The organism is Streptosporangium sp. NPDC049078, assembly GCF_040648855.1.
Lineage (GTDB): Bacteria > Actinomycetota > Actinomycetes > Streptosporangiales > Streptosporangiaceae > Streptosporangium.
In genome coordinates, this window is record NZ_JBEZEL010000028.1 from 55,739 (window position 1) to 68,223 (window position 12,485).

The window sequence follows — 12,485 nt, forward strand, 5'->3', positions numbered from 1 at the left end:
TGGCCAAAGAACAGGCAGGTTGCTTCGCGAACGAATTCGGATCGCACCGCCTTCGCGAGGCGCCAGGCAGGAAGAGAGCACTCGCCGTGGAACGTTCCCTTCAGTCCGACCAACCGCCCGCCCGCCATGATTCGGGCTTCAGCGGAGACCTCACTCGCGATACGGGGTCGGGACACGTCCGTGTAGAGACATCCGCTCTGACAGGTGAGCCACGCCTGTTCGCCCTGATTCAGGAGTGTGCGAGGGATGACGAAGGAGTCATGACAGAGGTGGTGGCATACGGGCTGACACTGCCAGGCGGAGCGGCGGCAACCGTCGGAGTGAACGGCAACGGTTTCGGCCGGTGGACGAGCGCGCACAGTGCCGCACGACGACTGCACTCCGACCTCCTCTGGCTCGGGGACGGCGACACACGGAATCCCCCGCCATAGTGTCCATGCGGCCGTGATCCCCCTCTCCTCGCGTCCGGAGAACCCCGAGACACCCTGGAAACACCGGAAGGTCCCGAAAACACGTAAGGCGCCCCGGCCCTCATGGGCCGGGGCGCTTTACGAGCTGAAAGCTCACCAGGCAGGGTTGTGGCCTCACCGGTTGGGGGGAACGGCGTCGGGGCCGCTCAGAGGCGCAGAGTGGTCGACGCGGTGCCGATTCGCTGGCCTCCCGAGAACAGGTGGGTCTTCAGCGTCTTGTTCAGCGCGCCCGCCGCGACGGCGGTCAGCTTGACCCGGATGTTGCGGGCGTGCACGACCGAGCCGTCCACCTTGAGCTTGGCGACCGACAGGTCGAGGTCGAAGACCGGAACGCGGGACTTGGGGTTGTCGTTGACGTTGCCACTGATCTTGCCCTTGGCCAGGTCGATGACGAAGTCGCCGACCTTGAGCCGCTTGCCGTTCTTCACGTTGACGAACGCCAGGTCGCCGCGGTGCCCGACCTTCCCGGCCAACGGGTCGACCGAGGCCCGGCCACCGGTGACCGGGTAGCTGAAGGAGAGCGCCAGGTTGTCGCCGGAGAGGTGAACCCCGGTCTTGCCGGGAGAGGTGGCGTAGACGGCGATTCCGTTCTCAAGAAGGACCTTGCCCAGGCCCCGGACCGTGGTGACCTTGGTCTCGCCGCCCTTGACGGGCGCGGTCGTGGCAGCCGAGGCCGGAGCCTGGAGAGGGAGAACGAGGAGGGCGGCGCAGGCCGCGACCGAGCTCAGCGTACGAAGAAGGCGCATGGTAGGTTTTCCCTTCCTTGACGACATCACCCCCTCTTCTTGGGCCGGGCGCCGCATGGATGCACCTTCACCCCCCATTCGCCGCCGAAGAAATGGATGATGATTGTTCCCGACCACCCCCACCGGACATGTCGCACAGCACTGACGACGACAGAGCCGAACTGGACGAGGACGCCCTGGCCGACGGCCTGCGCGGCGGAGACGAGCGCTGCCTGGCCGAGGCGTACCGCCGATGGGCCCCGATGGTCTACACGCTCGCGCTGCGCTCGCTGCGGCACGCCGCCGATGCCGAGGACGTCACCCAACAGGTGTTCATCGCCGCGTGGAAGGGCAGAGCCGGCTACAACGCCGAGGCCGGATCCCTGGCCGCCTGGCTCACCGGCATCACCCGTCACAAGGTGGCCGACCGCTGGAGGCTGATTCAGCGGGATCAGAAGATCTCCCACACCGTGGGCTCCGCCGTCGAGGAGCCTCCCGCCCTGGACACGGTGACCGACGGTGTCCTGCTGACCGATGAGCTGAACAAGCTGGGCGAGCCGCGACGTACCATCCTTGAACTGGCCTTTTACCAGCAGCTCACGCACATCGAGATCGCTGCCAAGCTGGATCTGCCACTGGGCACGGTCAAAAGTCACATCAGCCGAGGGCTCGACCGGCTGCGCCGACGTCTGGGGGTGAACGGTGCACCATCTGAATGATGACACGCTCGCGCTGATCGCCCTGGGGGAGGAGGGCGATTCCGCGCACCTGGCCACCTGCCCGGACTGCCGTGAACGTCTCGAGGGGCTCGCTCAGGTCGTTTCCGCCGTCAGGCAGGGACCGCTGGAGCATCCCAGCCCTGATGTATGGGAGGGGATACGCGCGGAGCTTGGCCTTTCTCCCGACCTTTTGCCCGGACCTGCTCAGGCTGCTCCGCTCGTCCAGGCCAAGCCGAAGGCCTCGCCCGGCCTGGGCGGGTCCGCAGGCCCGAGTGCTCCGCCGGACCCGGCCGCTCCTGCCGTAGCGCCCGCGCGGCCCCGCCCGCTCCGTCCTTCCCGCGAAGCGGGCAGCGGGGCGGCGAGGTCGCGTGTCGGCCGCCGCGTCCAACTGCTCGCCGCCGTGGCCGCCGGTCTGGTCATCGGGATCGGCGGTACGTTCCTCTTCCAGGGGCTGGCTCCGAATCGTGACACCGTCGTGGCTCAGACGGTGCTCAGCGCACTGCCGGGCAAGCAGGGAGACGGCGTGGCGGAGCTCAGGACCGGATCGGACGGCGAACGCCTGCAGGTCCGTCTCAGCGGGCTGCCCGCACCCGACGGCTTCTACGAGGTCTGGCTGCTCGACCAGGCCGCGAAGCGGATGATCTCGCTCGGAACGCTGGGCCCTTCGGGAGAGGCCTCATACCCCTTGCCCGCGAACGTCAGGACCACCGACTATCCGGTTGTGGACGTTTCGCGCGAACCGCTCGACGGAGATCCCGGACATTCCTCTGACAGCTTCCTGCGCGGAACCCTGCACGGATAGGGGACGAGCCCGTCGCATCGGCGGCGGGCTCGGCTCGCGTGTCCACGCAGAATCCGGTTAACAGGAGGCCAACGGTCATTCGGGTTGCGCGGGGGCGGCCTGTGGCGCCTCAGCCCTGGACTGGGTCGTGCACGGGACGCTTCAGCTACGGCGACTCACCCTGAACGTGCCTTGAAAGACGCTTCAGCGGCGGCGGGTCGTCAGGGCGGCCGGAAAGAAAGCAACTACGGCCCGCACCCCGCACGGCCCGAACACGTGCAGCGGAGGTGGGCGGGTGCTCCGGCCGGCTTAAAAAGAGCCCGCAACCACCACGCCCGAGCAGGCCGGAGGCCTGAAACACCGGAGCGCAACTGAGACGGCCGGCCGGAGCACCCGCCCACCGCAGCGGGCACAAAGAGCACCCGCCCGCTCGTATGAGAATACGAACAACCACAATGAGATGATCTCAGCGACTCCTACGTCATGTAGCCGTGCTCGAAATGGGTGAGGACGAGTGCGGCTTTGACGATGGCGCTGATCCGGCTGAGGTCGGCGGTGATGCGCTGGAGTGTGCGCCGTCGGCCTTTGAGCGAGGATCTCGATTCCTTCGTCGATGGAGCGGTAGGTGGTGACACGGGAGATCTTGTGGTCGCGGCCGAGACTTCTCCCGATAAGCCTGGAATTCCACCATTCATGTCTCAGAAATCCCAGCTGTCGGAACTATTCCACTGAGATCATTTCATTGAATAGCTGAAACTTTCAGTGCCGTTGACGATATTCGATGCCGATCGTATCGTTCGATCATCGCCTATGCGTGTGTCTTTCATCGCGCGCACTTCCTGACAGGAGAGGCCCATGACAGAACGGCGCGTCCGTCGGCGACGGCGCCTGATCATGTGGCTGGTGGCCGCCTTGTTCGGCGCGTTCACCGTCGTCACACCCGCCAACGCCGCCACCACCTGCACGTTGACGTTCCAAGCCAATTACCGGGGGACCGTCGGCGGGCAGTACAGGTGGCAGGTCGATGCGCGGCTGACCAACACCGGCACGACACCGTCGACCACCTGGGAGGCGGTCATCAACTTTCCCTTCTCGGCGGGCGCGGTCGTTCACCTGTTCTGGAACGTGAATAGGTTCTCGACGACCGTGTGGAGACCGGCGTCGTGGAACGGCGCCATCCTGCCGAACCAGTACGCGAACTTCGGGTTCGAGATCGACATGCCTATGACGACCACCTCGCCGCCTCTTCCCACTTCCAGTCAGTGCACCATCACCTATTGATGAAACGGGCGAGTCCATGAGGCTCGTCCGTTCGTCGGCTTTCAGTTTGTCACGAGATCAGGAACTTCTCGTATTCTGCGACGACGTCCGCCCGGGCCATGAGGCTCGAAGGCCGCCGGCGCATCACCGCCGGCCCCGGCAAAATCGGCGACATCACCCGCGCCGCCCTCGTCCTCACCCAATTCGAGCACGATCATCCAACCGAAATTCGCTGAGATCAGCTCAATGAGCACCGAGAAAAACCACACGGCACCCCCGGAAGGCGCCTCGGGCCCCGGAAAATGGAACCGCCCCGTCAAAACGAAGTCAGACGAGCTTCCAGTCGTGGCGTTCCAAGAAGGCGCGCTCGCCGGTGGCGTACTCGGTGAAGGCCTCCTGGACCGCCTTCAGGTCCGGGACGTGCGTGCGGAACATCCGGTTTCTGACGCTGTCCTTGTACTCAAGCTCGTAGCCCGAGATCTCCGGCGAGCTCTGGACGAAGTGCTCGCCGAAGACGACCAGGGCGGTGAACGGGTTCTGCGGGGACATGGTCGCGAGCGCGTCGGAGATGAGCTGGAGGTCCGGTGAGACCACGATCATCCCGTCGCCCGTGCGCATCTCCATGGTCGGGTAGACGCCCCGCGGAGACAGGTTGTGCACCAGGCCGCGCTGCGGGTCGTAGCAGACGAGCCCGCACTCGGTGGCCAGGGCGAAGATCTCGGAGGACACCTCGTCGGCCCGCTCGGGGTCCATGCTGACCAGGACGTGGTCGGGGGAGAGCCACTCGGCCCCGGGCAGTCGGTCGGCGAAGGCCGCCAGCCCCGGGTGCGCCTCGGCGGCGTCTTCCCCCTCTTCGGGACGGGGACCCGCGTCCTGAGGCTCCCCGGCGGGAGCCGTCTCGGCGTCATGGGCTTCCCCGGTGGGAGTTGCCCCGGCATTGTAAGGAGCCGCCCCGGCGGCGGGCCGAGGCTCGGTGTTACGGAGGCCCAGGAAGACGTTCTCCGCGCGTTCTCTGGTGATCGGTTTGGGCTCGTACCAGACGGCCAGTTCGAAACTCACGGTTCCATTGTCCTCCGGGTGCCTCTCCCGGAGGGAAAGGGCCGGACCGATCGGGTGATCGGCCCGGAGGACACGCTGATGGCCGAGGGCTCACGATACGCGGGAAGGGTCAGCCCCTGTGTGACCCCGGTGAGAACGAGTCTGCTCATTCTCGTACGGATCGTGAAGCTTCAGACGACCACTAAATCTCCTGCCACTCGGACCCTACGGAGCGACTGCATATTTTCCGCATACAAAAAAAGCTGATCAGGGGCAGCCGGTGATCGAGGAGTGGCGTCCGAGTAGTCCGGCGAGGTCGTCCGCCTTCGCCCTGTCCCCGATGAGGGTGAAGAGTTCGTGGGACTCGCGCCAGCATTTCAGGGCCTTCTCACCGTGGCCGGCCGCCACGTGGGCGAGGCCGAGGCTGCGGAGCGCGCCCGCCAGGTATGTGGTCCAGCTGCGGGTGCGCCACAGCGCCACGGATTCGGTGAGGCGTTCGACGGCTCGCGGGTAGTCGCCGTCGGCGCGGTCGAGGTCGCCCAGGATCCAGAGGGCGTCGGCGAGGTGGTGGGTGAGGTTGTAGCGGCGGCTGAGCTCCTCCACGGTCTCGGCCGTGGGGCGCGCCCGCTCGTCGCCGTCGCCGCTGTAGAGCTTCGCCAGCGTGACCAGGGTCATCGCCTCGGAGGCCGGGTCCTTCGCCATCCGGGACATGACGAGCGAGCGGTTGAGACACCGTTCCGCGGGTTCGAACTGGCCGGTCTCGACGTACGCGAGGCCGAGGAACTGCAGGCATGTCGCCTCGAAGCGCGGGTTTCCCAGCATTTCGGCCACCTGCAGCGCGCTCACCAGGTGCGGGATCGCCGAGGGGACGTCCCGCTGGCCGTTCGTGATGCCGAGGGCGAGGTGCGCGCGTGCCCGGCCGCCGAGGTGGTCGGTCTCCTCGGCGAGGCGCAGTGCCGTCTCCGCCGCCTCCACGGCCGGTTCGACGAATCCCTGTGCGGCCAGGCCCCAGGCGCACATCACGTGGGCGTCCGACAGCCCACGCAGCTCGCCGACCTCGGCGAACATCTCGGCGAGCCGGACGGCGTTGGTGTGCAGCGCGACCATCGCGCCGCCCTCGTGCTCGACGCCGGTCCAGGTGGTCACGTCGAGCAGTCCGCGCAGCATGACGGCCTCGCCGAGCAGGTTTCCCGCCGTACGGCAGGCGAGCATGGCCCGTTCGTTGAGGCGCCGGCACTCGGAGAAGAAGCCGTGGGAGTCGAAGTAGCGTTCGAGGCATCCGGCGAGGTCCCAGGCGAAGTCGTCGAGTGCCAAAGCGCAGGCCTGCTCGACGAGACCGGCGAGCGCGGTCCGTTCGGCGTTGAACCAGGCGAGGGGGTCGCGCAGGAGGGACGCGGCGATCTCCCCCGGTAGCGCCCGGCGCGGTGCGGGGCCGTGGAGTACGGCGTAGCAGGCGCCGTGGACGTGCTCCATCGCCTGTTCGGCCAGCCAGAGCCACGCGCCGAACGCCCGGGTCGTCGCGCGCAGCAGCTCGGCGGGCTCCTCCTCGGCCTCCGCGCGCTCGCGGGCGTACAGCCGTACGAGGTCGTGGAAGCGGTAGCGGGCCTGTCCGGTGGCGTCGATCCCGGAGATGGTGGCGAGCTGCGCGTCCACCAGGAGCTCCAGGTATGTCTGCCCTTCCTGGTCGGGGCGGTCGAGCAGGGTGGCGGGGACCCAGCTCGCGAAGCCGGGCACGTCGAGAAGGCCGAGCAGCCGGAAGGCGCGTCGCGCGTTCTCCGGGAGGCCGACGTAGCTTTGGGCGAGGCTCGCCCTGACCGCGTGGTCGCCGACGGTCAGCTGGTCGAGGCGTCCGCGCTCGTCGGCGAGCCGCCCCACGAGCCAGGCGATGCTCTGCCGGGGGCGGGCGGCGAGCCGCGCGCCCGCGACGCGTACGGCGAGCGGGATGCGGTCACACAGCCAGACGAGCTCGGTGGCGGCGGGGAGCTGTGCGGCGACGCGGTCGTGCCCGACCATCCGCGAGAGCAGGTCCACGGCCTCCTGGGTGCTCAGGACGTCCAGCTCGACCGGCCGTACGCCTTCCAGGCCGGAGAGCCTCGCGCGGCTCGTGACGATCACGGCGCAGCCGGACACGCCGGGGAGCAGGGGTCTGACCTGCTCCTCGGAGGCCGCGTTGTCGAGGACGATGAGGACCTTCTCGCGGGCGAGGCGGCTGCGGTACAGCGCGGCGCGTGCCTCGACCGACTCGGGGATGCTCGACCCGGGCACCCCCAGCGCGACGAGGAACCGTCCGAGCACGTGGCCGGGGTGCGCCTGCTCCTCCTCGTGCGCGCCCTGCAGGTCGACGTAGAGCTGCCCTCCGGGAAACCTGTCCGCGATCCGGTGCGCCACGTGCAGCGCCAGCGTCGTCTTGCCGATGCCGCCCATTCCGGTGATGACCGAGACGGTCGTCGTGGAGCACTCCTCCAGCCGGGCGACGAGCTCCCTGACCTGCTCGTCGCGCCCCGCGAAGTCGGCGATGTTCATCGGCAGCTCCGCGGGAGGATCGCGCGACTCGGGCGGGCCCTGTCCGGTTTCCGGCTGGTCGTCCTGCGGGTGCTCGGGGGTCGCCCACTCCCCGGCCAGGATCAGCCGGTGGAGGTCGCGGAGCCGTTCCCCGGGCTCGACGCCGAGCTCCTCGTTCAGCAGGCGCCGGGCGTCGGCGTACACCGTGAGCGCCTCGGCGCTCCGGCCGGAGCGGGCGAGCGCCAGGATGAGGTGCGCCCGCAGGCGTTCACGGAGCGGGTGGGCGTTCACGTGGCCGGTGAGTTCGGCGACGAGCTCCGGCTGGAACCTCACCGTGAGGTCGGCCTCGACACGGTTCTCCAGGGTGGTGAGCCGTAGCTCCTCCAGGCGCGCCGCCTCGCCGGACAGGTCGTCGACGAACCGCAGGTCGGCGTACGCGGGGCCGCGCCACAGCCGCAGGGCCCGGTGGAGGAGGTCGGCGGCCTCGTGGTGGTCGCCGTGCAGGAACGCGTCGCGGCCCTCCGCCGCCAGTGACTGGAATCGATGGACGTCCAGCTCGCCGGGGTGCACGACCAGCAGGTAGCCGCCGTTCCTGCGCAGGATCCGGTCGCCGCCCAGGGACTGGCGGACGCGGGAGGCGTACAGGCGCAGGTTGCTGGCGGACGTCTTCGGCGGCTGCTCGCTCCAGAGCGCGTCCACGAGCAGGTCGTCGGGCACGGACCTGTTGGCGTGGTGAAGCAGAACCGCGAGCAGGGCCCTCTGTTTGCGTCCGCCCAGGGGAAGCGCCTGGTGGTCGGCGCGCACTTCGACCGGCCCCAGGACGGAGAAGTCCATACCACTCCCCTGGAAGACTTCGCAGGGGCCAAGTTTGCCCGACCTTCCACTGCCCGTCAATGATCATTGAGGACCCCGGGGCCCCGGGGGCCCGGGGGCGGGGCCGGGTTACGCCGGCGGCTTGTCGGCGACGGCGACCCGCGACAGCTCCACGGTGCAGAACGCGCAGCGCCTGGCCTCGACCGGAATGCTGCTCAGGCACTCCGGACAGTCCTTCTCGGTGGCCTGCTTGTTCCTGTCGAAGAAGGCGACCAGCCGGGTCATGGGCATCACGACGAACCAGTAGATGACCGCGGCGATGATGAGGAAGCTCAGCAGGTGGTTGATGAAGTCGCCGTACATGAACTTGGAACCGTTGATCGTGAACACGTACTGCGAGAAGTCCGGCTCCCTGCCACCCGTGATCGCCCCGATCAGCGGCGTGATGAGGTCCTTGACCAGGGCCTGCACCAGCCCGCTGAAGGTCGCTCCGATCACGACCGCCACGGCGAGCTCGACGAGGTTGCCCCTCATCAGGAACTTCTTGAATCCGCCCATCACTCATGTCCTTCACTCGTGAGGACGGTCGCTTTGCTCACCTGTCGGCGGCCAAACTTCCGTCTTTTCCGGGATTTTCTCCGGTGAGGAGAATATCGGCAAGACCGCGCGCGGCCGTACCGGCCGAATAGGGCAGCGAGGATGAAAGGTTACTATCAGCGCATTCACGAGCGAGGTGGCCGGATGGACTTTCGTGTGCTGGGCCCTGTCGAGGCGTTCACCGACGAAGGGGGCGCGCTGGACATCGGCCCCTACCAGCAGCGGCTGGTGCTGGCCATGTGCGTCCTCGCCGCCCCGCGGCCGGTCGCCCCGCACCGGCTGATCGACGCGCTCTGGGAGGGCGACCCCCCTCCGGGGGCGCTCAACACCGTGCAGGCGTACGTCTCCAAGCTCCGCCGCGTCTTCGAGCCGGGCAGGACGAGGAACGTTCCCCCGACGGTTCTGGTCAGCAAACCGGGAGGCTACGTACTGGACGTCCCCGGCGGCGCGATCGACCTGGGCAGGGTACGGGAGCGGCTGGCCGAGGGCAGGAGCCTGGGGGCCGGGGGCGACCACGAGGGAGCGGTCGGGCGGTTGCGGCTGGCGTTGGGGGAGTGGAGGGGGGAGCCGCTCGCGGACCTCTCCGACACCTCCTGGGCGGTGGAGGAGAGCTCACACCTGGCCGAGCTGCGGCTCACGATCGAGGAGGATCTGGCCGAGGCGGAACTCGCGCTCGGCCGGGGGGCGGCGCTGACGAGCGGGCTCGCCCACCTGATCGGCGCACACCCCTTCAGGGAACGGCTGCGCGTGCTCGCCGCCCACGCGCTCTACCAGGCGGGACGGCAGGCCGACGCGCTCGGCGTGCTCGCCGAGGGACGCCGGTTGCTGATGGAGGAGATGGGGCTGGACCCCGATCCCCGGTCGCGGGAGATGGAACGGCGCATCCTCGACCAGGATCCCGGGCTGAGGCCCCGCCTCGTGGCGAGCACGGGCCAGGCGACGGTGAAGGAGTCGGCGAAGGAGTCGGCGAAGGGGGAGGGCGCCGGCCTGGTGGGCCGGGACGCCGAGGCCGAGGTGCTGGAGCGGGCGGTCGCCGGTGAGGGGCATCGGGTGGTGCTGCTCGCCGGGGAGCCCGGTATCGGCAAGACCAGCCTGGCCGAGCACGCCGCGGAGGCCGCGCGGGCGCGGGACCACCGGGTGGTGTGGGGGCGCTGCTGGAGCGATGCCGGCGCGCCGCCCTTCTGGCCCTGGACGCAGGCCGTGCGGGACCTGGTCGGCAGGGACGGCGAGCTGGCGCGGCTGGCCGGAGCCGGGCAGGCCGGCGCGGGGCAGGCCGGGCAGTTCGCGTTGTACGAGGCGTTCGCCCGGCTGCTGAACGAGCACGGCCGGGTCCTGGTGGTCCTCGACGACCTCCAGTGGGCGGACACCTCGTCGCTGCGGCTGCTGGAGTTCCTCGCCTCCACCAGGCTCTGCCCCGAGTTGACCGTCGTGGCCACGTACCGCGACACCGACGTACGCCCCGGCGAACCGCTGGATCACGCCCTCGGCGCGCTGCTGCGGCTGCCGCACGTGCGGCGGCTGCTGCTGCGCGGCCTGGCCGAGGAGGAGATCCGCGAGTATCTGGGACGGGCGGGCGCCGACCCGGACCTGGCCGCGGAGATGGACAGGCTGACCGCGGGCAACCCGTTCTTCCTGGGGGAGGTGCTGCAACTCGGGGAGACCCCCGAGGCGCTGTCGGACGTCGTGCGCGGCCGGATGGCCGGTCTGCCGCCCGGCACCGAGGAGGTGCTGACCGTCGCGGCACTGCTCGGCAGGGAGGCGGCGACCGACATCCTGACGCGCGTGGCGGAGCTGCCGGAGGAGCGGATCCTCGACATCGTCGACGCCGCCGTGGGCGCCCGGTTGCTGGTGGAGGGGGACGGGCCGAGCTGCCGGTTCGTTCACGACATCGTCCGTGACGTGCTGCGCGAGGCGTTGCCGCCGCTGCGCCGCAGGAAGCTGCACGCGCGGATCGCGGAGGTGCTGGAGGAGCGCAGCGGGACGCGCCTCACCGAGATCGCCCACCACTACCGCGAGGGCCTGCTGAACTCCCGGATGGCGGGCAGGGCGATCGGCTACACCCGGCGCGCGGCGGCCCAGGCGACCGCGCAGTTCGCGCACGAGGACGCGGTGGAGAACCTGGAGCGGGCGATCGCGATGATCGACCGGCTGCCGGGCCCCGACGACGCGCTCCGCTGCGACCTGCTGCTCGACCTGGCCGAGGCGCAGGCCGCGGCGGGGATGAGCGCCGCGGCCCACGCCTCCCTGGAGGCCGCCGCGGAGATCGCCGAACGGTTCGGCGACGACAACCGGCTGGCCAGGGCGGTTTTGGGGTTCTCCGACCCGATCTCTTCCGCCATGTACGAGGAGATGACCGGCATCGCCCGGCTCGCCGAGCGCATCGACCGGGTCCTCGCCTCCGGCCTGGCCGGGGACTCGCCGTGGCGGGCGCGACTGCTCGCCGCCGCCGCGCTGACCGGCTCCACCGTACGGCCCGTCGAGCGGAGCACGGAGATGGCGGAGGAGGCGGTGCGGATGGCCCGCCTCACCGGTGACGAACGGACCCTGTCCAGGACGCTGATCGCCCTGCAGATCCTGCTGCGCTCCGGCCACGACCACGGGCGCCGCGAGGCGGTCGCCCGCGAGATCGCGGAGATCGGCCGCCGCGGCGGGGACCTGGTCGTCGAGTGGATCGGCAGGGAGAACGAGTACGTCGAGCTGAACGCGAGCGGGGACAGCGGGGACGCGGAGCGGGCCGTGGAGCTGCTCGCCTGGCTGCGGGAGACCGCGGAGCGGCTCAGGCTTCCCTCGATGATCAGCCTGGCCGCCTGGCAGACCGCGGTGCACGCCTACCTGTCCGGACGCTTCGACGACGCGCTCGCCGCGGCCGACGCCTCCGGTGCGGCCCACCCGGAGGGGGCGCTGGGGCGGGACGACGCGTCGTTGCGCCGGGAGATGTTCCGCTTCCTGGCCCTGCGGGCGGCGGACAAGGGCGACGGGCCGGATCGGCCGCACGAGGTGGGTGCGGGTCACGGGCCGGGCGGGGCTCACGAGGTGGGGAAGGGACGCGACCGGGGCAGGGCGGACGAGGCGCTCGCGCTGGCCGACGCGATGCTCGCCCGGCGCCCCGGCCAGAAGCCCTGGCGCGTCCTGCGCTGCCTGGCCCTGATCGACCTGGGCCGCACGGCCGAGGCGCGCGACGCCTTCGCCGAGCTCTCCCGCGACGGGTTCGCGGAGATAGGTCCCGAGCTGTCCTACCGGTTCGTCCCCGACGCGGTGAGCGAGGTCTGCGCGGCGCTGGGCGACGAGGCGGCGGGGAAGATCCTGTACGGCAGGCTCGCCCCGCACGCGGGCCGTCTGCTGGGCTGGTCCCTGACCGACCTGTGCCTGGCCAGGCTCGCCCTGCTCGGCGGTGACGAGGGTCGGGCGAAGGCCCACCTGCGGGCGGCCGAGGCGTTCGCCGCCGGGGCGGGGACACGCGTCTACGAGCCCGCGATCCGCGCGCTGGGCGAGAGGCTCCGCTCGCCGTGACGCCTCGCGGTCCGCTCGCCGGGCCGGTACGTTTCGCCCGTGACGAGCGGGTTAGGTGATGAAGGTGCGA

At 69.9% G+C, this 12,485-nt stretch carries 9 protein-coding genes; 4 read left to right on the top strand and 5 right to left on the bottom strand.

Features of this window, described 5'->3' with window-relative positions; all coding sequences use genetic code 11:
• Nucleotides 1-616: 616 nt before the first annotated feature.
• A complete protein-coding gene (locus AB0B90_RS36245) occupies nt 617-1,216 on the bottom strand; it encodes a hypothetical protein (protein WP_362926509.1) in 600 nt (199 codons plus the stop codon).
• Between the two features lie 128 nt (nt 1,217-1,344).
• On the opposite strand from AB0B90_RS36245, the gene AB0B90_RS36250 reads away from it, so the two are divergent.
• The 3 genes from AB0B90_RS36250 (at nt 1,345) to AB0B90_RS36260 (ending at nt 3,976) form a co-directional block, all read left to right on the top strand.
• Nucleotides 1,345-1,914: a sigma-70 family RNA polymerase sigma factor gene (locus tag AB0B90_RS36250; RefSeq protein WP_350948513.1), complete on the top strand. Its 570-nt coding sequence runs from the start codon at nt 1,345-1,347 to the stop codon at nt 1,912-1,914.
• A complete protein-coding gene (locus tag AB0B90_RS36255) occupies nt 1,898-2,716 on the top strand; it encodes an anti-sigma factor (protein ID WP_362926510.1) in 819 nt (272 codons plus the stop codon). Before AB0B90_RS36250 ends, AB0B90_RS36255 begins: the two co-directional genes overlap by 17 nt.
• Nucleotides 2,717-3,598: 882 nt before the next feature.
• Nucleotides 3,599-3,976 carry a cellulose binding domain-containing protein gene (locus AB0B90_RS36260; RefSeq protein WP_362897474.1) on the top strand — a complete coding sequence of 126 codons (378 nt, stop codon included), beginning with the start codon at nt 3,599-3,601 and terminating at the stop codon, nt 3,974-3,976.
• Between the two features lie 41 nt (nt 3,977-4,017).
• Here AB0B90_RS36260 and AB0B90_RS36265 read toward each other — a convergent pair whose 3' ends face one another.
• The 4 genes from AB0B90_RS36265 to mscL form a co-directional block, all read right to left on the bottom strand.
• Nucleotides 4,018-4,209 carry a hypothetical protein gene (locus tag AB0B90_RS36265; RefSeq protein ID WP_362926511.1) on the bottom strand — a complete coding sequence of 64 codons (192 nt, stop codon included), beginning with the start codon at nt 4,207-4,209 and terminating at the stop codon, nt 4,018-4,020.
• A gap of 73 nt (nt 4,210-4,282) precedes the next feature.
• Nucleotides 4,283-5,014 carry a hypothetical protein gene (locus AB0B90_RS36270; RefSeq protein ID WP_350948517.1) on the bottom strand — a complete coding sequence of 244 codons (732 nt, stop codon included), beginning with the start codon at nt 5,012-5,014 and terminating at the stop codon, nt 4,283-4,285.
• A 246-nt stretch (nt 5,015-5,260) separates the two neighbouring features.
• Entirely contained in the window at nt 5,261-8,329 is a 3,069-nt protein-coding gene (locus AB0B90_RS36275; protein ID WP_362926512.1) for a BTAD domain-containing putative transcriptional regulator, read from the bottom strand.
• Between the two features lie 108 nt (nt 8,330-8,437).
• Nucleotides 8,438-8,866: a large conductance mechanosensitive channel protein MscL gene (gene mscL, locus AB0B90_RS36280; protein WP_350948519.1), complete on the bottom strand. Its 429-nt coding sequence runs from the start codon at nt 8,864-8,866 to the stop codon at nt 8,438-8,440.
• 183 nt (nt 8,867-9,049) lie between these two features.
• Between mscL and AB0B90_RS36285 the strand changes: the two genes are divergently transcribed.
• Nucleotides 9,050-12,415, top strand: a complete 3,366-nt coding sequence (locus AB0B90_RS36285; RefSeq protein ID WP_362926513.1) for a BTAD domain-containing putative transcriptional regulator — start codon at nt 9,050-9,052, stop codon at nt 12,413-12,415.
• Nucleotides 12,416-12,485 lie beyond the last annotated feature (70 nt).

Coding starts and splice junctions, on each gene's coding strand:
- AB0B90_RS36285 (WP_362926513.1), top strand. CDS start 9,050: ATGGACTTTCGTGTGCTGGGCCCTGTCGAGGCGTTCACCGACGAAGGG.
- AB0B90_RS36250 (WP_350948513.1), top strand. CDS start 1,345: ATGTCGCACAGCACTGACGACGACAGAGCCGAACTGGACGAGGACGCC.
- AB0B90_RS36245 (WP_362926509.1), bottom strand. CDS start 1,216: ATGCGCCTTCTTCGTACGCTGAGCTCGGTCGCGGCCTGCGCCGCCCTC.
- mscL (WP_350948519.1), bottom strand. CDS start 8,866: ATGGGCGGATTCAAGAAGTTCCTGATGAGGGGCAACCTCGTCGAGCTC.
- AB0B90_RS36275 (WP_362926512.1), bottom strand. CDS start 8,329: ATGGACTTCTCCGTCCTGGGGCCGGTCGAAGTGCGCGCCGACCACCAG.